This is a genomic window from Vibrio sp. A8-1 (assembly GCF_013048685.1).
GTDB classification, from domain to species: domain Bacteria; phylum Pseudomonadota; class Gammaproteobacteria; order Enterobacterales; family Vibrionaceae; genus Vibrio; species Vibrio metschnikovii.
In genome coordinates this window covers 56,230-82,346 of the sequence record NZ_VHTC01000017.1, presented here as the reverse complement: position 1 = coordinate 82,346, position 26,117 = coordinate 56,230, and the positions used below count along the sequence as shown (strand labels likewise).

The 26,117-nt window shown below is 42.4% G+C and carries 17 protein-coding genes and 1 tRNA gene; 5 read left to right on the top strand and 13 right to left on the bottom strand.

Going from position 1 to position 26,117, the window contains the following annotated elements; all coding sequences use genetic code 11:
• The first annotated feature begins 127 nt into the window (after positions 1-127).
• Entirely contained in the window at positions 128-1,468 is a 1,341-nt protein-coding gene (gene mgtE, locus FKN93_RS10855; RefSeq protein WP_170905096.1) for a magnesium transporter, read from the top strand.
• Positions 1,469-1,600: 132 nt separating this feature from the next.
• On the opposite strand, the gene FKN93_RS10850 is transcribed toward mgtE, so the two are convergent.
• The 5 genes from FKN93_RS10850 to FKN93_RS10830 all read right to left on the bottom strand — a co-directional run bounded on the left by FKN93_RS10850 (position 1,601) and on the right by FKN93_RS10830 (position 6,238).
• Entirely contained in the window at positions 1,601-3,256 is a 1,656-nt protein-coding gene (locus tag FKN93_RS10850) for a phosphoethanolamine--lipid A transferase (protein WP_170905095.1), read from the bottom strand.
• A gap of 2 nt (positions 3,257-3,258) precedes the next feature.
• Positions 3,259-3,618: a diacylglycerol kinase gene (locus tag FKN93_RS10845; protein WP_040904196.1), complete on the bottom strand. Its 360-nt coding sequence runs from the start codon at positions 3,616-3,618 to the stop codon at positions 3,259-3,261.
• A 433-nt stretch (positions 3,619-4,051) separates the two neighbouring features.
• Positions 4,052-4,128: transfer RNA gene (locus FKN93_RS10840), tRNA-Pro, on the bottom strand.
• A 62-nt stretch (positions 4,129-4,190) separates the two neighbouring features.
• Positions 4,191-5,990, bottom strand: coding sequence for a DUF3413 domain-containing protein (locus FKN93_RS10835; RefSeq protein ID WP_170905094.1), 1,800 nt, complete (start codon positions 5,988-5,990; stop codon positions 4,191-4,193).
• 32 nt (positions 5,991-6,022) lie between these two features.
• Positions 6,023-6,238 (bottom strand): YejL family protein, encoded by a 216-nt coding sequence (locus tag FKN93_RS10830; protein ID WP_004394913.1) that lies wholly within the window; start codon positions 6,236-6,238, stop codon positions 6,023-6,025.
• Between the two features lie 84 nt (positions 6,239-6,322).
• Between FKN93_RS10830 and yejK the strand changes: the two genes are divergently transcribed.
• Positions 6,323-7,324, top strand: a complete 1,002-nt coding sequence (gene yejK, locus FKN93_RS10825; RefSeq protein WP_161425128.1) for a nucleoid-associated protein YejK — start codon at positions 6,323-6,325, stop codon at positions 7,322-7,324.
• Positions 7,325-7,439: 115 nt separating this feature from the next.
• Here yejK and nhaC read toward each other — a convergent pair whose 3' ends face one another.
• Complete coding sequence (nhaC, locus tag FKN93_RS10820; RefSeq protein ID WP_072669713.1) at positions 7,440-8,882, bottom strand: Na+/H+ antiporter NhaC; 1,443 nt, start codon at positions 8,880-8,882, stop codon at positions 7,440-7,442.
• Positions 8,883-9,269: 387 nt separating this feature from the next.
• Here nhaC and asd point away from each other — a divergent pair, with 387 nt between their 5' ends.
• A complete protein-coding gene (asd, locus tag FKN93_RS10815) occupies positions 9,270-10,385 on the top strand; it encodes an aspartate-semialdehyde dehydrogenase (RefSeq protein ID WP_110166635.1) in 1,116 nt (371 codons plus the stop codon).
• A gap of 96 nt (positions 10,386-10,481) precedes the next feature.
• Here asd and FKN93_RS10810 read toward each other — a convergent pair whose 3' ends face one another.
• Entirely contained in the window at positions 10,482-11,117 is a 636-nt protein-coding gene (locus FKN93_RS10810) for a YchE family NAAT transporter (protein ID WP_004394918.1), read from the bottom strand.
• Between the two features lie 628 nt (positions 11,118-11,745).
• Between FKN93_RS10810 and adhE the strand changes: the two genes are divergently transcribed.
• Together adhE and FKN93_RS10800 are read left to right on the top strand one after the other, a co-directional pair.
• Positions 11,746-14,418, top strand: coding sequence for a bifunctional acetaldehyde-CoA/alcohol dehydrogenase (gene adhE, locus FKN93_RS10805; RefSeq protein ID WP_170905093.1), 2,673 nt, complete (start codon positions 11,746-11,748; stop codon positions 14,416-14,418).
• Positions 14,419-14,845: 427 nt separating this feature from the next.
• The gene (locus FKN93_RS10800; protein ID WP_154167540.1) at positions 14,846-16,135 is read left to right on the top strand and encodes an NAD(P)/FAD-dependent oxidoreductase; all 1,290 of its coding nucleotides are present in this window, start codon (positions 14,846-14,848) and stop codon (positions 16,133-16,135) included.
• Between the two features lie 154 nt (positions 16,136-16,289).
• Here FKN93_RS10800 and FKN93_RS10795 read toward each other — a convergent pair whose 3' ends face one another.
• From FKN93_RS10795 to mfd, 6 genes are all read right to left on the bottom strand, one after another.
• Positions 16,290-17,333 carry a hybrid-cluster NAD(P)-dependent oxidoreductase gene (locus tag FKN93_RS10795; RefSeq protein WP_158138636.1) on the bottom strand — a complete coding sequence of 348 codons (1,044 nt, stop codon included), beginning with the start codon at positions 17,331-17,333 and terminating at the stop codon, positions 16,290-16,292.
• Positions 17,334-17,388: 55 nt separating this feature from the next.
• Positions 17,389-19,050, bottom strand: coding sequence for a hydroxylamine reductase (gene hcp, locus FKN93_RS10790; protein WP_154167546.1), 1,662 nt, complete (start codon positions 19,048-19,050; stop codon positions 17,389-17,391).
• Between the two features lie 192 nt (positions 19,051-19,242).
• Positions 19,243-20,775, bottom strand: coding sequence for a nitric oxide reductase transcriptional regulator NorR (gene norR / locus FKN93_RS10785; protein ID WP_170905092.1), 1,533 nt, complete (start codon positions 20,773-20,775; stop codon positions 19,243-19,245).
• 233 nt (positions 20,776-21,008) lie between these two features.
• Complete coding sequence (locus FKN93_RS10780; protein ID WP_170905091.1) at positions 21,009-21,599, bottom strand: GNAT family N-acetyltransferase; 591 nt, start codon at positions 21,597-21,599, stop codon at positions 21,009-21,011.
• Between the two features lie 223 nt (positions 21,600-21,822).
• The gene (locus FKN93_RS10775; protein ID WP_170905090.1) at positions 21,823-22,593 is read right to left on the bottom strand and encodes a peptidoglycan binding protein CsiV; all 771 of its coding nucleotides are present in this window, start codon (positions 22,591-22,593) and stop codon (positions 21,823-21,825) included.
• Positions 22,594-22,646: 53 nt separating this feature from the next.
• Positions 22,647-26,108, bottom strand: a complete 3,462-nt coding sequence (mfd, locus tag FKN93_RS10770; RefSeq protein ID WP_170905089.1) for a transcription-repair coupling factor — start codon at positions 26,106-26,108, stop codon at positions 22,647-22,649.
• Between the last annotated feature and the right edge of the window lie 9 nt (positions 26,109-26,117).

Genomic DNA, 26,117 nt, shown 5'->3' with positions numbered 1-26,117 from the left:
GAATCGTGTAGGATATTGAGTTCGCACATCTTGTTGTCTGGTTGTTGTTTTTTGGCGAAATCATTTGATCACATGACAAGATGTGTATCCAGCTTAAATTGATGATTTTTCTTAAAATCATCAGGGGATTCCTCAGCACTCAATTATTGAGACCGCACAAGTTAAGCAACTGAATGAATTTTCAAGAAAATTAATTCAGCCACGTTACCGTGAAAAATGGGTTGAGAAACTCGTTAAACTTTCTGATTCAGAAATTAAATTTGTATTAGAATCATTATCTAATCATGAAGTTTCTGAATTATTTAGTACGATTTCGGCCAATGCCACAGGAGAATTATTACTGTGCATTACACCACAGCAACTAAAAGAAATACTGCCTTTAGTTGCACCAAAGTTTATTGAGAATGCAATGCGTACCCTCGATGAGCAGGAGCGTGAGATTGTGCTCGAAGCGATGCCAATAGACGATTTAAAATACCATCGTGAAGCCTTGTTTTGGCCTGATGAATCGGTAGGCCGACATATGCGTTCAGATGTCATCACTTTACAAATTACTCAAACGGTAGAGCAAGCCAAGCAAACCCTTTATGAAGCTTGGGATATGCCAAACTTATTACACAACATGTACGTTGTGAACGAACAAGGGGCATTATTAGGAGAAATTAGTCCTAAAGCATTATTGGTTGCTTCATCAGAACAGTCGCTAATGATGATGGTTGAACAAAATAAGCTCGTGATTGATGCGATGGTTGATCAAGAGAATGCAGCCCGTTTGCTTCTTGAACATAATGTTCCAGTACTTCCTGTCGTTTATGAAGGCAAATTAGTGGGTTTTTTCTATCTAGAAGATGCTGCTGCGATTCTGGAAAAAGAAACAACAGAAGATGCTGAAATGCAAGGCGGTACGATTCCTCTTGATGGTAGCTATTTAGACACTACACCTTGGGAGTTATGGAAAAAACGTATTGTATGGTTATTAGTACTTTTTGTTGCTGAAGCCTATACCGGAACGGTGCTACGAGCGTTTGAAGAACAACTTGAAGCGGCAATTGCGTTAGCCTTTTTTATTCCATTATTAATTGGTACTGGTGGTAATAGTGGAACACAAATTACTACAACTATTATTCGCGCAATGGCGGTTGGTGAAGTCAGTTTACGTAATTTAGGGACAGTATTACGGAAAGAATTATCAACAGGAACTTTAATTGCCGCAGCAATGGCCGTTGCCGCTTGGATCCGTGCTTGGTCACTTGGCGTCGGTTTTGAAATAGGTTTAGTTGTAACGCTAACTATTTTAGCGATTGTACTATGGAGTGCTTTAGTTTCTTCAATTATTCCAATGGTATTACGTCGCTTGAATATTGATCCAGCGGTTGTATCTGCCCCTTTTATTGCAACATTAGTGGATGGAACTGGTTTGATTATCTATTTTGAAATTGCAAAATTAACTTTGCCTCAGTTAGCTTAATTATTAAAAACCCCTATCATCTAGTCATAGATATGATGATAGGGGTTTGTATGAAAATTTAATATCTTTCGATTAAATCGCCAGTTAAAAAACCAGTAGTTTGAATATGAATATTATTTTTTACTAAATTATTCAAAGTGATGTTCTACATGATTCAAATATGTCGAGTTCTGGCTGATAGACTTCGGTGTTAACATCCATAATTCCCAATAGAGAATGGAATATATTATCATGAGAGTACATTCCAATTTTATTTGCTGATTCTTGAAGACAATCATAATTAATATTTTTAATGTGTTGAAAACTAGGTGACATCCATACCATTAGTGGAACTTTAGTTTGATATTCAGGCGCTAAACGATAAGGCATTCCATGTAAAAATATCCCATTTTCTCCTAATGATTCACCATGATCAGAAACATAGATTAATGCAGTATGATAGCTTTTTTCTAATGCTTTAAGCTTATCAATGGTTTGGCGTAAAACATAATCGGTGTATAAAATCGTATTATCATAAGAATTAACGATTTGCTCTACTGAACAGTTTTCAATATCAGCGCGTGGGCAGTCAGGCATAAATGCCGCTTTGTCATCAGGATAGCGTTGAAAATAAGTTGGTCCATGACTTCCAATGAGATGTAATGAGATTAATCGATTACCCTGCATGTTTTCTAAATCTTGTTCAAAGTTTTCCAGAAGAGCCATATCGTAGCAGGTTTTACCATTACAGAGTTCGTTGTTTTCTGTTCTATCAATAGTGATAATGTCAATGTTTTTAGCCACCTCTTTATCACCACCATCATTCTCTTTCCATAATAATGATATGCCTGCACGTTTTAAAATATCGAGAGCATTATCTTGGTTATCCGCTTTTTGACGGTCAAAATTGGAGCGTGTCATTGAAGAGAATAAACAAGGAACAGATACTGCGGTCGCAGTACCGCATGAACTAACATCTTGGAATGAAATGATAGGCAGTTCATCGGTATAGGCGTTGGTTTTTCGTGGATAACCATTTAATTGATAGTTTTGAGATCGCGCCGTTTCACCCATGATGAAAACAACAAGAGTCGGTTTAGTCTCGGCACTTTTTATAGCCTGAGCAGATTGTTGCGCATCTTGGCCTATTTCTCGATACGGTAGGGGGGTAATAAAGTAATTATTATTTAAATACTTTACTGTACTATAAATAAAATGTGTCGGAATAATAATTTTATTGAGATAGGAATTGTTTCTACCAACAGAAACATAATCTTGATAATAAAATACAGCGATAAGAGAAATAATACAAAGCGAAACTAATAAACTGATTAGTTTCTTTATTATCAGATTAAAGAATGAGCCGCCTAGCGTTAAGCGGATTTTGGCAATAATAATGGCTGGTATTACGCCAATAATGAGTGTCCATAAGATAGAGTAACCACTAAGATAAGATCCTGCTTCACTACTATCTGTTTCTATAATATTGGCGATCATCGTTGTATCAAATATGGTGCCGTAATTGTATCCTGCATAGCTGACTAGCGATGACAGCAATAATAGAATGATGAAAAAAGGTTTACTCAACCAAGGCCAACTAAACAATTGAAAGAGAAAATTTAAAACTGCCAAGAAAAACAGTGGAATAGAAATAATAAAACCTATTTTAACGCTTTCAAGATTATTAATGATAGTAAATAACGATTTATAAACTGGAAGATTAATTATCGTTGCAAAGTAAAGTGCAATAAATAAAGTAAAAGTATGGTACGAGATTTGTTTTTTAAGCAGAGACTTGATGTTATTCATGATTATTTCACTAAAATAGAAAGCCAGACGAAACCAGCCAGTAATAAACTGATAAAGACGGCAGCAGAACCAATATCTTTGGCTCGTCCGCTTAATTCATGCCACTCATCTCCAATACGATCAACGACAGCTTCAATTGCTGAATTTATCAGCTCAACTGTCAGTACCAGAAGTAAGCTAGAAATAAGTAAGATTCGTTCAATATTTGAAACAGACATGAAGAAAGTGCTCATTATCAATACAACACAGGCGAGTAGTTCTTGACGAAAAGCCGCTTCGTAAAGCCATGCGGCTTTTAGCCCTTTTATCGAATAGCCCGTCGCGTCAATGAGGCGTGAGAGGCCAGTTTTTCCAGGTTTCACAATAAGCAGCCTATATAAAGTTAACTCATTAAGGATAAAGAGTTTTTGACAAGCCTTAAGACGGCTCTAATGCCGATCAAGTCTTGCGAATTGATGAGAAAAGTTGAAATGATTCACAAATAGTTGTTGTTTTGCCATTTGTTTTATCAATAGTGGAATCTACAGGTTTTTATGATCAGACACCGTCTGAATGCGTCATCGTTTGTATGGATATGTATGAAAATCAGGTTTTTTAGTCGGTCAGTTATTTATCTTGGATAGCTTTTAGTGATTGCAACGATGAGAAGAGGCAAATATGTCGGTGAATCAATAGGCGGATAAAACAGTAATGTAGGATACGGCTAAGGTCTAAAATTGAGGGAGGATCTTAAGCTCAGGTGTATTCAGCAGTAAAAACAAAAAAGAGAGCCGAAGCTCTCTTTTTCTAGGTGTTTGGTCGGACTGAGAGGATTTGAACCTCCGACCCCCGACACCCCATGACGGTGCGCTACCAAGCTGCGCTACAGTCCGATGCGCGTAATTTACTGACTTTTGATTACAGCGTCAAGCATAAAAACGTTTAACGCCATGATTTAATTATCTTTTGAATAAAAACGCTGCAATTCGGTTAAACCTTGCATCAAAATGGGTAGCGTAGGATTCTCGTTAGTCAGTCTTTGATAGTGTTCATCATAGAGTTTAAAGTTACCGAATTTATCGATGACCGTCGTTTGCTGATCAGAAATGAGAGCAAGCTCGCGAGTATCTCCGGCTAAAATCCAACGTCTTTTATTCTCGTTAAACAAGTTTTTGCCGCTACTAAAATCACTGGGATTAGACGATACCCCGAGTAGATCTTGCAGTAAAGTGACGGAAAAATCTAAGTGGCTAGTACGATGAGTAAAGACAGCCGGTACTTTACCAGGCCAATAGATAACCATGGGTACTTGAAGTTGGTAACGACTGAAATTGCTGTTAGCGCCCCAGCTGTTACTTCTGGTCTCATTAAACTCGGTGCCGTGATTAGACGTGATGACCACAATAGTATTATCGAGTAAAGCTAAGGTTTTCAGCTCATCAAACAAAGTAGCCAACTCAAGATCAGCTTGAGTCACCGAATGATGGTAGCTGTGACGAAATCTATCCGTTGTAGTGGCTTGTTTATCGTGCGGAAGCAACTGATTAAATTTATCAACCGTGGTCAGTTCAATGAAGCTAAACCAAGGTGAATGAGTTTGCTGCGCCCATTGAGACCAATGACTAATCGTTTGTTGATCAACGCTTGGTGTCTCTGCAAACGGTATTTTCACTAACGGGAGTCCACGGAAAACCGACTCTTGAAACAGAGGTTCAGAGAAGTTATCGCTACTAAATAGACCAAACTGATAGTTTTGATTTTTTAATACATCAATCAGTACTGGTAAGGTGCCTTGCACTTTAATGCTACTGGCATAACTGCTTGGTAGACCATAAAAGAGCCCAAAAATACCATACATGTCGTTACTTGAGCTGTAATGATTGCTAAAGGTTAATGCTTTTTCCGCAAACTGATGAGTGTTTGGCATCAGCGATTCATTTAGCACATCGGCACGTAAGTTATCGACACTCACTACTAGGATATTGAGTTGATTAGGACGACGACCAAACTCAATTTTTTCTAATGGGTAGCGCACTAAATCGACGTTGTATTGGCTTTCTTGTAGCCGTTTTAAATATTCGTCTCTATCCAACAGGCCATGTTTTTCCATGAATGACTTTGCTGTCATCGGATAAGAAAGAGGGAAGTTTGACTTTTGGCTGGTGACCGGAGAATAGAAATAAGCGTCCGACCAGACATAAATTAAATGGCTAGCAATAAAGCTGAAAAAGAAGACGGCTGCAATTGGGCGACCAATTCGTTTATGCGACAGTTTACGTTGTTTACGCCATACCCATTCAGAGAGCGCCAATTGCACGAGGAAAATTAGGGGTAGCACGACAAAAAGATGTTGTAGATCAGCGCTAACCGTACTTTCGTCACTGAACATCAGCTCCCAGACAACAGGTGTTAGGTGTAGATTAATGGTTTGATAAGTCTGAGTGTCGATCAATAGTACGGTTAATCCCAAGGCAGCAAAACAGACCGCAAAAAAACGAAACAGTCGCCGTGATGGGATTAAAAAGGTGAGCGGAAAAAGAATCAGTAAATAGAGAGCAAAAACCAGAAAACTGAAATGGCCTACCCAAGAGACAGTTAAATAGAGTTGTCCCAAAAAAGTATCTGGCCAAGGTGTTTGAGTGATGTAACGGGTACCAATCAGCATCGCTGCAATGATATTGAAGAAAGCAAACCAATGCCCCCAGCTCACTAAACGTGAGACTCGTTCACCATATGTATTTCCGCTATCTACCATGAATTTTTCTATTATCCGCTCGGTCAGTAAAATTATTTTTCTAGAGAAGAGGTCAAAGCTTGAGCAAACTTCTCTGCGATCACTTTACGTTGGGCCGCTGCCACATGTTGGTTAAGCACATTAGTCGCCATATTGCCGGCAATCATTAATGTGAGTTCCGAAGACGCATTATGTTTATCAAGCACGGCAGCGATTTCGGTTAGGATAGTTTCAACTTGTTCGTTACTGTATTTCGATGTAATAGGCATAAAGACTCTATAGATGATAGTAAAAGCGGCTTATGATAACCTACTATGCCTGACAACTGAAACCAGTACGATGATTATTTCACTATGAGTTTGCACCTTTCCAATGTCATTTTGCATCAATTATGCAAAAACGATAACGATGAGTTAATGGTTAATTACCGAACTCAATCGCTTGATAATGATACCTCAACCGAAAACTTAGTTTCTGAGTTACATCGCGTGTTTAATGCAAAAGCGGGAAAGGGCTTTGGCTCTTTTAAAGCGGACAGTGATGTACAACGCTGGTTACAGGCGTTGCGAAAAGGAGAACAAGACTTTTACACTTTCTCACAACAAAGCGCCGAGCGTCTTAAACAAGAGTTGATTAAGTATCCTTTTGCTGACGAAGGTATTTTGGTGTTGGCGGAATACCAATCTTTAGCGACTCACTATTTGTTTATTGGTTTATTACCGCTCAATCAAAGCTTAAAAGTGACAGAGGGTTTAGACATCAGCGCTACCGATTACCTTGATATCAATAAAATGGATATTGCTGCGCGGGTCGACTTGTCGAGCTTTGAAACGGATAAATCTTCTAATCGCTATCTGTCTTATATTAAAGGGCGAGTCGGGCGTAAAGTGTCTGATTTTTTCTTGGATTTTTTACAAGCGGAAGTCGGACTTGATCCGAAACAGCAAAATCAAGTATTGATGCAAGCGGTAGAAGACTTTTGTAGTGATGCCAAACTTGAAAAAGAAGAAGCGATTAGCTACAAAAAACAGGTCTATGACTACTGCAATGATCAGATCAAATCCGGCGATGAAGTTCAAGTTAAAGAGCTATCCAGTGAATTACCTGCCAGTCATGAAGGGACCAGCTTCTTGGAATTTACTCGTGAGCATGGTTACCAACTGGAAGAAAGCTTTCCTGGTGATCGCGCAACGGTACGCAAACTCACCAAGTATGTAGGGGCTGGTGGTGGATTGAACATCAGCTTTGATAGCTTGTTAATGGGGGAACGTGTCTTTTATGATCCGGAAACGGATACATTAACCATTAAAGGTACGCCACCAAATTTACGCGATCAGCTAACCCGAAAGGGTTAACCATCTGATGAGTATTGGTTTGCTTATGTATTGATAGAGTGAGCTGTCGATACCGCTAAAAACAAGGAGCACATAATGTGCTCCTTGTTTTTTTGGGGCATTAGTGACAGCAGCCTTAAACCGATTGATGTTGAACCACAACCTCTTCGTCAGTTAACACCTCATTCGCCGTCGCAGTTGGCTCACATTTGTCGACAAACCATCCCATATAAGAGGTAAAAATTGTGACAATAATGCAAACAAAGCTTAGCCACATGAATGGCGCATAAGATAAGGTTGCGACGCCTAAGATACTGGCCATATAGATACCATTATCACTCCAAGGCACCATTCCAGACGTTAGCGTGCCACCAAACTCGGCATTACGTGACAAATTTTTACGTTGATAGCCTAATCGGTCATAATTTTTGGCACAAATTTTTGGTGTCAGGATAAGTGAAACATACATCGCGGAACCAAATACGTTGCCCATAAAAGCCGTACCAATGGTACTGGTTGCTAATGAACCGCTATTGGTGACGCGGCGCTCAAATAATTTGGCAATCGTTTCGAGTACGCCGACTTTATCCAATAAGCCACCAAAGCCGAGACCAAAGATGATCACTGCAACGGATCCCAACATCGAAGACATACCGCCTCGGTTGAGAATTGAGTCAATAAAATCAACTCCCGAGGTAATGCTAAATGGAGCCCAAGCAGTATTAAAGGCGGGTAAGAAATCGACTTCTTGGATCATGACTGCCCAGATAATACCTAACAATGAACCAAAGCTAATCACAGGAAACGAAGGCATACGCAAGGCGAGTAAACCAAGGACAATCAGTACAGGAATGAAAGAGTAAGGGGTAATATAAAACTGGGTTTCCATTGCGGTGATGACCGACTGCACTTGTGACATATCGACGTTACCCGCGTAATGAAAACCAAATAGGGTAAACATGATGCCGGTAATCACATAACTGATCAGAGCAATCGGTAGCATGCCTTTAATGTGTTCCATCACTTCGACGTTCGACATTGAAGACGCCAGAATCACCGAATCAGACAGTGGCGACATTTTATCGCCAAAATAACAGCCCGATAATACTGCGCCAGCGGTGACGGGAGCAGGAACGCCAAGACCCTGACCGATGCCCATCATCGCAATCCCAGCTGTACCCGCTGCCCCCCAAGATGTCCCTGTAGCCAATGCTGTTAAAGAGCAGATCACCATCGTGGCAAGCAGGAAAATAGAAGGGTGAATGGCCTGTAGGCCATAATAGATAATGGTTGGTACGATGCCGCCAGCAATCCAAGTACCGACTAAAGCGCCGACGGCAAGCAGAATTAATACCGCTCCTAAGCCGTTAGAGATACCGGTCAACGCGGCTTTTTCTAGCTCTTTATACTGGTGTCCTAGGCGAACCCCTAATCCCATAATGATAAACCAGCCAATATAAAGTGCTAGTTGAATGGGTAAATCAAGTTGAGCGGTAAAAGAAAATGCTAATAATAAAAACAGCCCCAGTGCGACAATAACTTGTAACAAACTGGGTAAGCGTGTGGGGGCTTGTGTCATGTTTAGAACCTCGAGTTCGATGATATTACCAAGGAGAGGTAAGCATCCTTATTATTTGGCTGCGACTTTACATGAAATGTTGTCACATATCGAACTTAAAGCGAGTTGTTGTGATTTGTATCAGTTAAAAACATTACTGTAGTGTTAAATGTTGTTTTTTCGAAAAATTAATGAAATGAAACAGTTTGTAGCATGAAATTATTGTGTTGCAAGGTGTGAGTGATTAAGTGAAGTTTTAATTAATAAACACTAAAAAACGCCAAGTTAGACTTTTTCAGGGGTTGAACTTAAATCGACGATAAAGCACAGTAGATAACATGACATTCTATCATTGCCGCTAGGAGTGATAGATGAGGTTTTTATTTGAACACACGGAGAAGTAGTGCGATGAGAGTAGGTTTAGTCGGTTGGCGTGGCATGGTTGGCTCTGTATTAATGCAGCGCATGGTCGAAGAAAGAGATTTCGATGTCATTGAGCCAGTATTCTACAGTACGTCACAAATTGGTATTGCAGCCCCTAACTTGGGGAAAGACGCTGGAATGCTGCAAGATGCCTATGATATTGACAGTTTGAAGCAGTTAGATGCCATCATCACTTGTCAAGGTGGTGCCTATACGGAAAAGGTTTATCCTGCTTTGCGCCAAGCGGGATGGAAAGGGTATTGGATTGATGCGGCTTCTACGCTACGAATGGATCCTGAAGCGATTATCACCCTCGATCCTGTCAATTTAGCGCAGATTCAGCAAGGTATTCATCAAGGAACAACCACATTTGTGGGTGGTAACTGCACGGTTAGTTTAATGCTCATGGGATTGGGTGGCTTGTATGAAAAAGGCTTGGTTGAATGGACCAGTGCAATGACTTATCAGGCAGCCTCTGGGGCAGGTGCACAAAACATGCGTGAATTAATTTCACAAATGGGTGTGATTAACGATGCGGTTAGTTCGGAATTAGCCAATCCTTCGAGCTCGATTCTAGATATTGATCAAAAAGTAGCAGAAACCATGCGTTCAGCGTCGTTTCCCACTGATCAATTTGGTGTACCTCTCGCAGGTTCATTGATTCCATGGATTGATGTCAAACGTGACAACGGACAAAGTAAAGAAGAGTGGAAAGCTGGCGTTGAAGCCAACAAAATTTTGGGCTTACAGAATACCCCGATCCCAATTGATGGTACTTGTGTGCGCATTGGTGCGATGCGTTGTCACTCACAAGCGCTGACGATTAAATTGAAACAAAATATCCCACTTGATGAAATTGAAGAGATTATTGCCTCTCATAACCAATGGGTGAAAGTTGTTCCTAATGAACGCGATATCACTGCGCGTGATTTGAGCCCGGCGAAAGTCACCGGAACGCTATCGATCCCGGTTGGACGTTTGCGCAAAATGTCGATGGGGGATGATTTCTTGAATGCCTTTACCGTTGGCGATCAGTTGTTATGGGGAGCGGCCGAGCCACTTCGTCGTACATTACGAATTATTCTGGCAGAGAAACAATAAGCCAGCGTTAAGTCATCAAACCATACTTCGTCAAGCGAAAGCGCCTATGTGCTTTCGCTTTTTTTATGTTTTTTGATTGATGTTCAGTGATTCCCGTTAGGCCAAACCAGGGAATAAATTACGCAAACCGTTAGCAATAAACTCTATACCAAGTGCGCCAAGAATCAGTCCCATGATCCGAGTAATGACGTTAATACCCGTTTGGCCAAGTAAACGCACGATGTAAGGAGCGGAGCGAAACAGCAACCAAGAACCCAGACTAAAAACCACAATAGTTAAGGCAATGCCTATCGTATCAAACATACTTGGATAGCGTGAGCTATAGACGATGGTTGAACTGATTGCACCAGGTCCCGCCATTAAAGGCATCGCCAGTGGAACAACACCAATCTGTTCTCGACTGATGTATTCTGATTTTTCTTGCTTGTTTTGTTTATCCTCACCCAGTTTTCCGCTCATCATTGAAAAAGCAATGCTCAGTAACAGCAAACCACCTGCCACTCGGAATGAATCCAGTGAGATACTGAACATATCGAGTAGAACTTGCCCTGCAAGTAAGGCGGTAATTAAGATCACGGCGACAGCAATATTGGCCGTGGCTGCAGTTTTGTTCTTTTCTTCCAATGTCATATGGCTGGTTAAAGACACAAAAATAGGCATGATGCCAACCGGGTTAACCGCGGCAACCAGTCCTAGAAAAAATTGCAGGAAAATGGCGAGTTCAAAATGCATTAAAACAGTCTCTGACGATGAGTAAAGTAGATAGGCTAAGATAATGTATGTTAATCGAAACAAAATCACGAATGAAAAAAACTAGTTCATGGCTCTCATCATGATTAAGAAAAACTAATCATGGGATCATTGTGATAATGCACTGTTACAAATAATGTGGTCGAGATAGGTTTTTAATGATGATTTGTTAACATCCACACAGTTTCTGTAAAAAAAAGCCCAGGGGTTGGAGAGTTGCTGAAGAGTCTATATACTCAAACTGGCACATAAAACATTGGCTACAAATGGTAATGTTGTACAAAAATGAAACTTTTTTACAAAATGTTGTACTTTTTCTAGTTTATTGTGTTTGATAGCCTCTTTTTTAATCATGTGTTAATTTGTTGTTTTTCTTTGTTAATTCAACTTCTTATGTGTTTTTTTCTGGCTGTGTTTCTTGGGCGGTGCTATTTAGTTTTTGAGAACTGATCTGAGTCAATTTTTTTCAAACCGTGAAAGATTATACTCAGTTCTGAAAGCAATTTACTAAGTCTGTCGTTACTTAAGCTATTGTGAGACCAAAATAAAACTGAGAGACAGCAAGCTTAATAAAGAGTTTTTAACATTTTTCTATTTTAGGAGATTCACTATGCCGGTAACTAATTTGGCTGAACTTGATGCTCTTGTGGCTCGCGTTAAAGCGGCACAAGCAGAATTTGCAACTTACTCTCAAGAGCAAGTTGATAAAATTTTCCGTGCAGCATCTTTAGCCGCAAACCAAGCCCGTATTCCTCTCGCGCAACAAGCGGTAGCAGAATCAGGCATGGGTATTGTTGAAGATAAAGTGATTAAAAACCACTTTGCTTCAGAGTTTATCTATAACAAATACAAAGATGAAAAAACCTGTGGTGTCCTTGAAGAAGACGAAAGTCTAGGCACGATGACGATTGCTGAGCCTGTTGGTATCATCTGTGGTATTGTCCCAACGACTAACCCGACTTCAACCGCGATTTTCAAATCACTCATCTCTTTAAAAACGCGTAACGGTATTATCTTCTCGCCACACCCACGTGCGAAAAATTCAACCAATGACGCAGCGAAACTCGTTCTTGATGCAGCGGTAGCTGCTGGTGCACCGAAAGACATTATCGGTTGGATTGACCAACCTTCAGTTGAGCTTTCTAACGCCTTAATGAAGCACGATGGTATTGCGCTAATCCTTGCTACTGGTGGTCCAGGCATGGTGAAAGCGGCTTACTCTTCTGGTAAACCAGCTATCGGTGTTGGTGCCGGTAACGTGCCTGTTGTAATCGATGAAACTGCGGATATTAAACGCGCAGTCGCTTCAGTTTTAATGTCAAAAACGTTTGATAACGGTGTGGTTTGTGCTTCTGAGCAAGCGGTTATCGTTATGGATGAAGTTTACGATGAAGTGAAAGAGCGTTTCGCGACTCATAAAGCTCACGTATTAAGTAAAGCCGATGCAGATAAAGTACGCAAAGTCCTCCTGATCGATGGTGCGTTAAACGCGAAAATCGTTGGTCAACCAGCGACAGCGATTGCTGAAATGGCGGGTGTTAAAGTACCAGCGGATACCAAAATTCTAGTCGGTGAAGGTATCGGTGAAGTGTCTTACGATGACGAGTTTGCTCATGAGAAACTATCGCCAACACTAGGCATGTTCCGTGCTTCTTCTTTCGAAAATGCCGTAGAGCAAGCGGTTCGAATGGTTGAGATTGGTGGTATCGGTCATACCTCAGGTTTATACACCAACCAAGATATTAATGCAGACCGTATTCGTTACTTCGGTGACAAAATGAAAACGGCTCGTATTTTGATCAATATTCCAACCACTCACGGTGGTATTGGTGATTTGTACAACTTTAACGTAGCACCGTCTTTGACTCTGGGCTGTGGTTCTTGGGGTGGTAACTCTATCTCTGAGAACGTGGGTCCTAAGCACCTAATCAACAAGAAAACTGTTGCTAAGCGAGCTGAAAATATGTTGTGGCACAAACTCCCTAAATCAATCTACTTCCGTCGTGGTAGCTTGCCAATCGCACTGAGCGATCTTGAAGGTAAAAAACGTGCCTTCTTAGTAACAGACCGTTTCCTATTCAATAACGGTTACACTGACGAATTGGTTAGCATGCTCAAAGCATTGGGTATGGAAGTACAAACGTTCTTTGACGTGGAAGCAGATCCAACGCTATCTGTAGTTAAGAAAGGTGCCGAAGCGATGCAAAGCTTCCAACCTGATGTGATTCTTGCTCTTGGTGGTGGTTCACCAATGGATGCTGCGAAGATCATGTGGGTGATGTACGAGCATCCAGAAACTCACTTCGAAGAGCTTGCTATGCGCTTTATGGACATCCGTAAACGTATTTACAAGTTCCCGAAAATGGGCAAAAAAGCAGAGTTAGTGTGTATCACTACAACGTCTGGTACAGGTTCAGAAGTTACACCATTTGCGGTAGTAACCGATGACAAAACGGGTGCTAAGTACCCACTAGCGGATTACGAATTGACCCCTCATATGGCGATCGTTGATGCTAACCTAGTGATGAATATGCCAAAATCACTAACAGCCTTTGGTGGTTACGATGCGGTAACTCACGCTCTAGAAGCTTATGTTTCTGTATTGGCGAATGAGTACTCAGACGGTCAAGCTCTGCAAGCACTGAAGATGCTGAAAGAGTATCTACCATCAAGCTACAAAAATGGCGCTGCAGACCCAATCGCTCGTGAAAAAGTGCACAACGCTGCAACGATTGCTGGTATTGCTTTTGCTAACGCCTTCCTTGGGGTATGTCACTCAATGGCTCACAACATTGGCGCTGAGTTCCATTTACCACATGGCCTTGCTAACGCGCTATTGATTTCTAACGTTGTACGTTATAACGCGAACGATAACCCAACTAAGCAAACAGCATTCTCTCAATACGACCGTCCACAGGCTCGCCGTCGTTACGCAGAAGTTGCTGACCATCTTGGTTTAAGCCAAGCAGGCGACCGTACAGCACAGAAAATTGAGCGTTTATTAACTTGGTTAGAAGAGCTGAAGAAAGAACTCGATATTCCATTATCGATTCAAGCTGCGGGCGTTAATGAAGCTGACTTCCTAGCTAAAATTGATGATTTGTCAGTTCGTTCGTTCGATGACCAATGTACAGGCGCGAACCCACGTTACCCACTGATTTCTGAGCTTAAAGAAGTCCTTCTTTGTGCTTATTACGGTAAAGCTTTCGTTGAAGGTGAAACCTTCGAAGGCACGACCGTTATCAAGAAAAAAGATGACCAAAAACCAGCAAAGAAAAAGTAAGCTGAGTTAATGGGAAGTTTTCGCTAGCACGATACTTCTCGAATTGAATCAAGACCCTATCATAATTTATGGTAGGGTCTTTTTTTTGATGGCTATGTTGGGAAATTTTGTAAATGATTACTCCGATCAATAATCAAGATACCGACTGATTAACTGAGCGATAGCGGTGACGACAACGATGAAAATCTAGGGTTGCGTCACTATTTTAGCGCTATATAATGGCCTTCAGCTCAGAAAGCTTGATGAGCATCAAAAAACGAAGAGCAAGATAAATAACTTGCCAATAGAGCTCAATTTGATTCATCGCCTTTATTCAAAAGTGATAAACAGCAAACCTCTATAGACTTTACAACTGTATGACTAATTTTCTCAGTGTGACTCGTCGTGCTGATCCCTGATTGTTACCATTTGTTTGAGGATAGTTATTGTGACACGTATTATTGTTGTCGGTGGAGGTGCCGGTGGACTAGAGCTAGCCACTAAGCTCGGTCGAACGTTAGGGCGAAAGAATCGCGCTAACATCACCTTAGTGGATCGTAATTCCAGCCATCTATGGAAGCCATTGCTCCATGAAGTCGCCACTGGATCTTTAGATGAAGGCGTTGATGCATTGAGTTACCGTGCCCATGCTAAAAATCACTGTTTTGAGTTTCAACTTGGTAGTCTAGAAGCAATTGACCGTGAGACAAAGCGGATCACGCTGAGTGAACTGAGAGATGAACATGATGAGTTATTGATGCCAAAACGAGAACTGGAATATGATCTTCTAGTCTTAGCGATTGGCTCTAAATCTAATGATTTCAACACACCTGGAGTAAAAGAGCACTGTATTTTCCTAGATAGCCCAGAGCAAGCACATCGTTTCCGTACCGAAATGAATAATGAATTTTTAAAGCTACATGCTAAAAATGGTCAGGGAACGGTTGATATTGCGATTGTGGGTGCTGGAGCGACAGGTGTTGAATTATCCGCTGAATTGCATAATGCGGTGAAAGAATTACACAGCTACGGCTTTGGTGATTTAGATTCCAGTAAACTTAATGTCAATTTAATTGAAGCGGGCGAGCGTATTTTGCCTGCATTGCCACCGCGCATTTCTGCCGCCGCGCATAGCGAGCTGACTAAATTAGGGGTCAATGTTCGCACCACGACGATGGTTACTAAAGCTGAGAAAGATGGCTTAACCACCAAAGAGGGCGAAAAAATCTTGGCGACGATCATGGTTTGGGCTGCAGGCATTAAAGCGCCTGATTTTATGAAAGACATCGCAGGCTTAGAAACCAACCGTATTAACCAGTTAGTCGTCAAGGATACCCTTCAGACGACTCGTGATGATGATATTTTTGTGATTGGTGATTTGGCCCAGTGTACACAGGCGGATGGTAAGTTTGTTCCGCCACGCGCTCAAGCCGCCCATCAAATGGCGTCACAAGCGTTCAAAAATATTGTTGCTAAACTGAATGGCCGAGAATTAAAGCCTTACATCTACAAAGATCATGGCTCTTTAGTGTCACTAAGCCGTTTTTCTACTGTAGGCAGCTTAATGGGCAACTTAACCAAAGGTTCAATGATGGTTGAAGGGCGTATTGCGCGTGTGGTGTACATTTCTTTATACCGTATGCATCAAATGGCCTTGCATGGTATTTTTAAAACAGGGCTAATGATGTTGGTTGGACGAATCAACAGAGTGCTTAGGCCGAATCTTAAACTGCACTAATTAAATAAAAAAACCGAAGCATAAAACTCTGAATACCGCTCACTTAACCGTGAGCGGTTTGTTTTTATAAGGATAAGAACATTTAGATGATTTATCTGCCATTGATATGGCTAAGTACGCGACTTTTTTCACTTCAGTTATGAATAATTTATTTTTAATTAAGATTGATTTCTATATCTGACTCTATGGTAGAAGAACAAGTCAAAATATAACCTTCCTCGATTTCTTTCGCGGTTAATGCAGTTTGATTCAAAGTCGTTACACGACCTTTACTAATTTTACATTTACAAGAGCCACAAATACCGCTGCGGCAAGCGATGATCAGAGGGACTCCTGCATTTTCAAGTACATCAGCAAGCAATTGTCCTTTCTGAGCCTTGATGGTTTGAGCAAAGTTAGCCACGCCAACCTTGACCTCGGTGTCTGAGATCAGAGGTTTTTGAGTTTGAATTGGACTAAAACTTTCTTGATAAAAATTAGCCATATCAAAGCCGAGTTTGAGTAAGTAACCTTCAATATCTCGCATGAATTTATCGGGGCCACACAAATAGATATTACGTGAATGCATATCTGGCACTAGGGTTTTCAGCCAGTGTATATCAATTTTTCCTTGCGGATAGCCACTGTTCTTTGCGTCTTTTAACAACAATTTCAGATGAAAATTGTCGTACAAGGTGTGATAGGTTGCCAATGTATCAAAGTAGAGGGTTTGTTCGGGGGAACGAGCAATGTGCAAAAACTCAATATCAATCTCCATCGCATGGTGAAGCCAATATTTTATCATAGCCATGACAGGGGTGATCCCACATCCTGCACTGATAAGTAGTACTTTACTTTGCCCATCGTGAATTTTCGGTGGATGATCAATACAATTAAAATCACCTGTCGGAGGAAGTGCTTGGACAGTACCTGTCACCTGTAATTGATCAATCAAAAAATTCGATACTTTACCGCCATCTACACGTTTAACGGTAATTTGGAGGTAATTCTCTGCGTTCAACGAACTGATTGAATAAGCTCTAAATTCCATCTTTCCTGCTATCTTAACTCCAAGATTGATAAATTGTCCCGGTTTAAAATCAAACAGTAACGATTCGCTCGGTTCACCGAAGCGAAGAGAAACCGTATCTTCAGTTTCAAAGAATTTATCGATGCAGTGCAGTGTGACTGGCGTTTGACCCTGCCATTTAAAATACATAATATTCTCTCCTACTATCATCAAATTTAATGCCCTCATAAGAGGGCATTAAATTTTAAGCGGCCAAAATCGTTTTTAAGTCTTCTGCTACGTTGCCAATGCTACGCATATCGAACTTATCTTGAAGAATAGTGAGTAGATTATCGGTTAAAAATGCAGGAGCTGTTGGACCGGTGTAGATCCCTTTCACACCGAGTGCGAACAAGGTCAATAGGATCACTATCGCTTTTTGCTCAAACCAAGAAAGCACGAGTGTTAGAGGCAGTTCGTTGATATCGCAATCAAACTCTTTTGCCAGTGCCAAGGCCAACTGAATGGCTGAGTAAGCATCATTACATTGGCCCACATCCAATAAACGAGGGATACCATTGATGTCGCCAAACTGGTTTTTATTAAAACGGAATTTACCGCAGGCAAGAGTGAGGATTAAAGTATCGTCAGGCGCTGCAGCGGTGAAGTCGCTATAGTAGCTGCGTTCAGCTTTATCGCCATCACAACCACCGACTAGGAAAAAGTGTTTGATATTACCCTGTTTAACTTGATCGATGACGGCTGGAGCCGCATTCATGAGCGCATTGCGACCAAAGCCAACGGTGATCATCTGCTCTATCTCGTCATGCAGGAAACCAGATTGGTTTAATGCACACTCAATTACCTGATTAAAATCGTCACCTTCGATATGTGCAACATCCGGCCAGCCAACGATACTGCGGGTGAATAAGCGCTCAGCGTATTGGCCTACATTTGGGTTGAGTAAACAGTTGGAGGTCATAACAATCGCTCCAGGGAAATTAGCGAATTCTTTTTGTTGGTTTTGCCAAGCACTGCCATAGTTGCCAACCAAGTGAGGGTGTTTATTAAGCTCAGGGTAGCCGTGGGCAGGCAGCATTTCACCATTGGTATAAATATTAATGCCTTTACCGACCGTTTGTTGCAGGATTTTTTCTAGATCATGTAAATCGTGACCAGAGACTAGAATACACTTCCCCTTGATAGGTTTAACATTAACAGCGGTTGGCTGTGGATGGCCGAATGTGTCCGTTTCACCGAGATCAAGCATCTCCATGACTTTATAATTCATCAAGCCAATCTTCATTGAACAATCGAGTAGCTCTGAGAGGTCGTCAGGTTCGGTACCAAGCCAAGCCATAATGTCATGATATTGGGCGTAGATATCGTTGCTGGTTTGACCAAGTACACGCGCATGCTCCATGTAGGCAGCTGCGCCTTTTAAGCCATATAAACACAATAAACGTAAGCCAATCACATCCTCGTGAAGCATCTCTTTACCCCGATTAACCGCCACTTGTGGTGCGAGAGTTAAAATTGCCTCAACCGAATCAGGTAATTCAAATTGGGCAACGGCGGGTAGAGGTGTGATAGGTTGGTTAGTGAGTTGGCTGGCCGCCAGCACTTGTGCCTTTAAGCGCACTTGATATTCTGCAGCTAGATGAGTCAGCTCAAGAATACGCTGTGGATCGAAATTGACATTGGTTAAGGTAGCAAAGAAAGCTTTAGGAGCCCATTGATTGATCTCATCGTCAATGATATTGAACGAGTAGGCTTGGTTTGCCCAAAATGAAACGCCTTGCAATGTATAGACCAAGATGTCTTGTAAGTCAGAAACTTCCGCGGTCTTGCCACACATACCTTGCGTAAATGAGCAGCCTTTTATGGTTGGCGTCTGGATAGTCTGTTCACATTGAATACAGAACATAATAAATCTCCGGTGTGTTAACCCTAAACAGTTCATGTCTAGGGAAGGGCTAAAGGTAGAATCCTTTACCGAAGAGCAGAATTTATGCCAACTTGTAATTTGTTGATTTTAAAGTGGAAAATCAAACTAGTGGACTGTGGTTGATGTAAAAAAGACACCGACAGGATGTGATATTGACATCTGCTTAGTGGTCTATTTTGAGCCTACACCGAGTTTTTTCCCCATTCGGTACAGATTACCGCGATCCATATGCAGAAAATCGGCGGCCTTTGACCAAACTCCATCCGATTGTCTTAATGCATGTTCAATTAAGAGCTTTTGATACACTTCTACCAGCTCGCGCATCGATTTTGGATGGAGAGGAAAAAAGCTTGATGTTGTTTTCACATCCGAACGGTGGGGTAAAATATCAAAATGGTCGATATTAATCGTCGTATGAGCTTGCTGAATAGCATGAAGTGCTGCTCGCGTTAGTGCATGTTCCAGTTCACGCACGTTACCATACCAAGGCAAGCTTTCTAATTGACTGAGCAGCCTGGGGTGAACATGTAAATTTGGGGTATTGAATTGGTGACGTACTTTTTCGAGTAAGTAACCAGCCAGTACAGGAATATCCCCTTCACGTATTCTCAATGGGGGGACCGTTATGGGAAAAACATTGAGGCGGTGAAATAAATCCGCACGAAAATGCCCCTCTGCGACTTCTTGAGCTAAATTACGGTTGCTGGCTGCAATGATCCGGACATTAACCAAAAGGTGTTTATCACTGCCAACACGTTGTAGTTCTCCTTGCTGAATCACACGGAGCAATTTGGCTTGCAGGATTAACGGCAATTCGCCGACTTCGTCGAGAAACAGTGTTCCCCCATCTGCAAGTTCAAATTTACCCGCTCGGTGCTGATTTGCACCAGTGAAGGCGCCTTTGACATGACCAAACAACTCACTTTCCGCTAGGCTTTCGGGTAATGCTGCGCAATTGACATAAATCATCGGATGGTCACGACGATGAGATTGAGCGTGCACTTGATGGGCGACTAATTCTTTACCGGTTCCTGTCTCACCCAAAATCAATACTGCATAGTCTGAGGGGGCGACGATAGCGATTTGCTGACGAAGTTGCTGGATTTGTGGGCTAAGACCGACCATCTCACCTTGTTGTGAGCGGGCTTGCTGAATCAACGTTTGGGTGATGGTGCTTTGTTTTTTATTCTGTGCTTTAAGTGCTTTTAATTGAGCGATGTTGCGTAAGGTGGCCGCGGTCAGTGCCGCGAAGGTGTCGATCATTATAGGGTCAAGATGATCAAAAGCGCCGATGGTCAGTGAGTCCATCGTTAACGCTCCGACTAACTGGCCATCAACATAAAGGCTACGCCCTAAGCAATCATGCACGGTGAGTGAGGGCTGTTCATTGAGTAAAGCACCATCAAAAGGATCGGGTAATGGACAATTGGCATCAAAGCGGACGGTTTGTTGGCTATGTAGAATTTGTTCTAAACGAGGGTGCACTTTAGGAAAATAGCGTTGACCCAAGACACTCGTTGATAAGCCTTTTACCGCGACAGGTGTTAAAAATTCATCGTGATCAAAAACAAATAGTGCGGCCGCGTCGCAAGGAAAAACGCAAGCGACGCCATCAATCATACATTGATATTGTTGCTGACTAGATAGGTTGGAACTTAAGTTCAATGCTATGTTAAGCACAACTTGATCGATCGCTTTGGACATAAGTAGCTCTGTTTAATCATCGAGCTCAATATGCTAACAGTTAGATGTCATATTAACATCGCATGGTTATTTTTATTGATGTGTGATTGACATCGATCAATTTTCAATAACATTATAACTGAGTCAGTCATGTTGATTACGTTGGTGCTTTTAAAGTATCTGGTGATCGGTGGCTTATGCTACAGAGTCAATCTATATCATTGAGATAGAGAGTATGCTTAGCAGGACTTATTTTATTGTTTTAACTGATATTGATTACTGTACTGATGTGAACCACTTGAGATTGGCTCTGGAATAATTGAAAAAACCAGTCCTGCTTTTGGTTGACCATGAAAAATAAACCGATTTTGGGCAAGGCATTCTTGCTTCGCTTCGCACGCTTGAGCGAGCTGTTGACTAGGAATATTGCTAGGGTCACAGATAATTTCTAAGCGAGTCAGTTTGAGCTGGGCAAAACTCCACTCTATCAACGCAGCTAGTGCTTCTTTCCCGAACCCTTGTTGTTGATGATCGTCTCCTATCCAATAGCCTAAACTCGCCATATTAAACGTGGTAGAAAACTCATTAATCGCGACCATACCAACGATTTGCTGCGTTGCTTTATCGATCACCGCAAAGCCATAGGCGTCAGCTTTTATCCAGTTTAATCGTGTTGCCAGAATAAATCGTTCAGCCTCTTGTTGGTTAAAGTGGGCATGACACCAATCAATCCATCGATGTAAGGAGGGCGAGTGTTGAATAAGTCTTGCAAATTCGACCGCTTCATCAACCGATAAAAGGCGTAATTGCAAACGCTGAGTATTGATCACAAATTCTGGGTTCATGGGAGACGGTCCTATTCTCGCTTCGTTTCCTGATGATTTAACAATCTATACCCTTCCTATTTGAAGCTGCAGGGGCGTTGGCTATGTTCGTTCATCCCAATCACATAACCGGTCTATACTCATAGGGCCTCACTCACTTGCCGCCTACCTTCAACTCCAAGTTGTTTGCGTATAATATCAGACCATATAAAGACCCAACGCCCATATAGGGCGTTGGATAGGATTATTGAACTCGGCGAACTTGGATAATCATGCCCATAAGAGGGTGGTCCAAATAATGGGTTTCGCCACTGCGCATGCGGCGTTTTTGATCGAGGCGATAACTTTTCAAAAAAGATTGTTTTTCCATCGTTGGCGATATGGCAATGAGGTGCCCATCTTGTACATTGGTGCGTGTATCTTGGTTGAGTTCATCTAAGTCCAGCGAGGGATCTTGAAGGATAACTTCACGCACACTCGGTTTTTTTAAGTCAAAATTAGCTTCGGCAAACAGAAAGTGCTGGACATAAATTTGTAGGGTGCCATCAAGCTCATACAGCGGTGGGGTGATGGTCTGTTCAACTACGTCATCAATTGGGCGGTATTGCTCAGTTTGTGCGACTCGTTCACTGCCGTCAGGATTAAACAGGGTTGAGTAGTCTTTCCCCGCTTGAATATGAAAAACGGGAGCGGATGCTCGTCCTTGATCCCCTTGACGCCAAGCAGTATGTAATAATACTTGAAAGCCGGCATGATTGCGTAAACGCTGAGCTTGATCAGTCAGTTGATAGTCCGATTGAGAGAGCATACGTACGCCTTTACTTTGTCGATATTGGGCATCACTTAGGTTGCCTGCACGCGAGAGATTAATCTCAGGCAACGTATCTGGCCATGACTCTTGCGTTTTCTCCGCGTCAATTGCACGTTGGAAGATGATCACTTCAATATCGAATTGTCGCTGCGCTAGGCTGGGCATGGCAACGAGCAAAAGCAGTAGTGGGATCAGTTTTTTCATTATGACTCCGTCAATGTGCTGGGCACGTATTTGATTCTATTGAGCCTACCATATTAGGCAGCAGGTAGTAGATTGTGCTGGAATTCTTGCAGCATGTCTGTAACAAATTGAATTCTTTCTCTTCTATCAACCAGTGGAAGGATAAACTTCAATTTAGTCGGACCTTCCATCGCAAATTGTTTCGGTTGTGCATGAAGTAGTTTAACCAAAAACATCGGATTAATGTCAGCGTTAGGGTAGAACTCAATATACCCGCCTTTTTCATGCGCTTCGATTTTACGAATTTTCAGTGCGGCGGCGTTGAGTTTCAGTTGGGCAATAGTCAACAGATTCAAGGCTGCATCCGGCAGTTTACCAAATCGATCGATTAATTCGACTTTAAGTTCAGCCAATTCAGTATCATCGGCGACACTGGCGATTTGTTTATAGAGTGATAAACGGCTGTTGATATCAGGGATATAATCATCAGGCAGCAGAGCTGGGATTCGTAGCTCGACTTCACTTTGTTCACGCAGTAGATCATCCAATGATGGCTCTTTACCCGATTTTAAGGCTTCAACCGCTTGTTCTAGCATCTCCATGTATAAGCTAAAACCAATCGATTGGATCTGACCACTCTGCTCATCGCCGAGTAACTCACCCGCTCCGCGAATTTCTAAGTCGTGGGTTGCTAAGGTAAATCCTGCGCCGAGATCTTCAAGCGAAGCAATGGCCTCTAAGCGTTTAATCGCATCTTTGGTCATCGCTTTGGGATGCGGTGTTAATAAATAAGCATACGCCTGGTGGTGAGAGCGACCTACTCGTCCGCGTAATTGGTGTAATTGAGCCAATCCAAGAGTATCGGCGCGATTAATGATAATGGTATTGGCGGTGGGTACATCTATCCCCGTTTCAATGATAGTGGTACACACCAGTACGTTGTAACGCTGATGATAAAAATCATTCATGATTTGTTCGAGTTCACGCTCACGTAATTGTCCGTGGGCGACGGTGACACGAGCTTCAGGGATAAGCGCTTCCAAATCGGCAGCAACTTTCTCGATGCTTTCGACTTGGTTGTGTAAAAAGTAAACTTGACCACCACGCATGATCTCCCTTAGAACCGATTCTCGAACAACACTGTCCTCATGTTGACGGACAAAGGTTTTAATCGCCAAGCGACGAGCAGGCGGTGTTGCAATGATCGATAAATCGCGCATACCACTCATTGCCATATTCAGTGTGCGTGGAATCGGTGTGGCCGTTAACGTTAAAATATCTACATCGGCACGCATGGCTTTGACTTTTTCTTTCTGACGAACCCCAAAGCGGTGTTCTTCATCAACGATTAATAGCCCTAAATCGGCAAAGATGAGATCACTGGAGAGGAGCTTGTGTGTTCCCACGACAATATCGACTTTGCCTTGGGCAACATCTTGCATGATCTGCTTTTGTTCTTTGGCTGATTTAAAGCGTGATAGTACCTCGACACGGATCGGTAAATTGGCAAAACGGTCGCGGAAATTTTCAAAATGTTGCTGAGCTAATAAAGTTGTGGGTACTAAAATAGCCACTTGTTTATTGTTATCGGTACAAACAAAAGCAGCGCGCATCGCGACCTCAGTTTTACCGAAACCAACATCGCCGCAGACGAGTCGATCCATCGCTTTGGCTTGACACATGTCCGACAGTACCGCATTGATCGCCATGGCTTGATCGTCGGTTTCTTCAAAGGGAAAGGTGGCTTTAAAGGTGGCGTATTGGTCACGATCCAAACGGAAGGGATACCCTGGTTTCAGTTCGCGTTTAGCGTAGACATCAAGCAGTTCGGCAGCGACATCGCGGACTTTTTCCGCCGCTTTCTTGCGTGCTTTAACCCAGCTTTCTCCTCCCAGTTTATGGAGTGGCGCGGATTCTTCTGCACCTCCGGAATAACGGCTAATTAAGTTCAGTGATGAAACGGGAACATACAGCTTGGCTTCATTTTGATATTCAAGCGTAACGTATTCGGTAGTAATGCCTCCTGCTTCGAGGGTTTGTAAGCCTAAGTAACGTCCAATACCATGGTCGATATGCACTACGGGCTGTCCCGGTTTTAACTCGGCAAGATGGCGGATCACCGCATCACTATTGGTGGATTTACGTTCTTTCTTTCGACGTTGAACCACCCGTGCTCCGAGTAAATCGGCTTCACAAATCAAGGCGAGAGATGGATCAGTGAAAATCGCACCACGTTCGGCAGCGCCGATCACCAAAGCCAATCGCTCTGAACTTTGCCAAGCGTCATCAAAAGAAGCGAATGCGGTAGGGCGTAACTTAATTCGCTGTAATAGCTCGAGTAGCGCTTCGCGTCGTCCTTCAGACTCAACCGAGAAAATAATCTTACCGGTAAATTGCTCGCTAAATTGACGTAAGGCGGCGAGGGGTTCTTTATTTTGCTGTTGAATCGCTAAATCAGGCAGTGCGGTAATGGCTAAGTTACTTCTACCGGCCTTTTCTGGAATCGGGTCGATGGACAGTTGTAACTGAGCAAAATATTTGGCGCGCGCGAATAAATCGTCTTTTTTTAACCACAATTCGTCAGGCGCTAGCAATGGGCGTAACGGATCTATATTCCGTTGATCATAACGATACGCGACATCAGCGAGAAATTGGTCAATGGCGCTTTCAACCTGACCTAATAAAATTAATTGACTATGATCTGGGAGATAATCAAACAGTGTTTCGGTATGTTCAAAAAATAGCGGTTGCCAATATTCAATCCCCGCAGGCCATGTGCCTTTAGAAACCTGCATATAGATAGATTCAGGCTCACGACGGGCATCAAATCGTTGCCGAAAACGGGCACGAAATGCTTCTATGGCTTGCTCGGTGGTCGGAAATTCATGAGCAGGAAGTAGGCGAATTTGATCGATTTGCTGAATAGAGCGTTGATTTTCTGGGTCAAAAATTCGAATCGTGTCAATTTCATCATCAAAAAAATCAATTCGATAAGGGGAATTACTGCCCATAGGGAAGAGATCCAGGATCGACCCACGACTGGCGTATTCTCCCGGCCCAAACACCTGATCTACATGACGATAACCGGAGTTTTCTAACTGAACGCGTAATTTGGCTAAAGAGAACCGATCCCCTTGTTTGACCATCAAGGTGTGTTGAAGTAAGAAATCACGTGGCGTCTGGCGTTGTAACAAGGTACTGACCGGGACAACAGTGATCCCAGTTCCTAAAGAGGGCAACTGATATAAGCGAGCGATGCGATCAGAAATAATCTCTTGATGAGGTGAAAAATTATCGTAGGGTAAGGTTTCCCAATCAGGAAATAAGCCGACCGGGGCTTGACTGAATTGCTCTAGCTCCTGAACCAGTTTTAATGCTGTCTGTGGATCGGGTACTGCCAACAAGGTGTGGCTTGAGTGACGATTAGCGAATTCAGCGATGGTTAGCGCGAGACTGGCACCGGGTAAATTGCCCAGTTGCTTCTTATCCCCAGCACCACGCAGATGTGGGAGTGTTAATACAGTTTTTGTCATCATTATTGAGTG

Excerpts from the sequence above, each read along its gene's own strand:
- asd (WP_110166635.1), top strand. The coding sequence starts at position 9,270 with ATGAGAGTAGGTTTAGTCGGTTGGCGTGGCATGGTTGGCTCTGTATTA.
- yejK (WP_161425128.1), top strand. The coding sequence starts at position 6,323 with ATGAGTTTGCACCTTTCCAATGTCATTTTGCATCAATTATGCAAAAAC.
- FKN93_RS10835 (WP_170905094.1), bottom strand. The coding sequence starts at position 5,990 with ATGGTAGATAGCGGAAATACATATGGTGAACGAGTCTCACGTTTAGTG.
- norR (WP_170905092.1), bottom strand. The coding sequence starts at position 20,775 with ATGTCCAAAGCGATCGATCAAGTTGTGCTTAACATAGCATTGAACTTA.
- FKN93_RS10850 (WP_170905095.1), bottom strand. The coding sequence starts at position 3,256 with ATGAATAACATCAAGTCTCTGCTTAAAAAACAAATCTCGTACCATACT.
- mfd (WP_170905089.1), bottom strand. The coding sequence starts at position 26,108 with ATGATGACAAAAACTGTATTAACACTCCCACATCTGCGTGGTGCTGGG.
- hcp (WP_154167546.1), bottom strand. The coding sequence starts at position 19,050 with ATGTTCTGTATTCAATGTGAACAGACTATCCAGACGCCAACCATAAAA.
- nhaC (WP_072669713.1), bottom strand. The coding sequence starts at position 8,882 with ATGACACAAGCCCCCACACGCTTACCCAGTTTGTTACAAGTTATTGTC.
- FKN93_RS10780 (WP_170905091.1), bottom strand. The coding sequence starts at position 21,599 with ATGAACCCAGAATTTGTGATCAATACTCAGCGTTTGCAATTACGCCTT.
- FKN93_RS10775 (WP_170905090.1), bottom strand. The coding sequence starts at position 22,593 with ATGAAAAAACTGATCCCACTACTGCTTTTGCTCGTTGCCATGCCCAGC.
- FKN93_RS10795 (WP_158138636.1), bottom strand. The coding sequence starts at position 17,333 with ATGTATTTTAAATGGCAGGGTCAAACGCCAGTCACACTGCACTGCATC.
- adhE (WP_170905093.1), top strand. The coding sequence starts at position 11,746 with ATGCCGGTAACTAATTTGGCTGAACTTGATGCTCTTGTGGCTCGCGTT.
- FKN93_RS10830 (WP_004394913.1), bottom strand. The coding sequence starts at position 6,238 with ATGCCTATTACATCGAAATACAGTAACGAACAAGTTGAAACTATCCTA.
- FKN93_RS10810 (WP_004394918.1), bottom strand. The coding sequence starts at position 11,117 with ATGCATTTTGAACTCGCCATTTTCCTGCAATTTTTTCTAGGACTGGTT.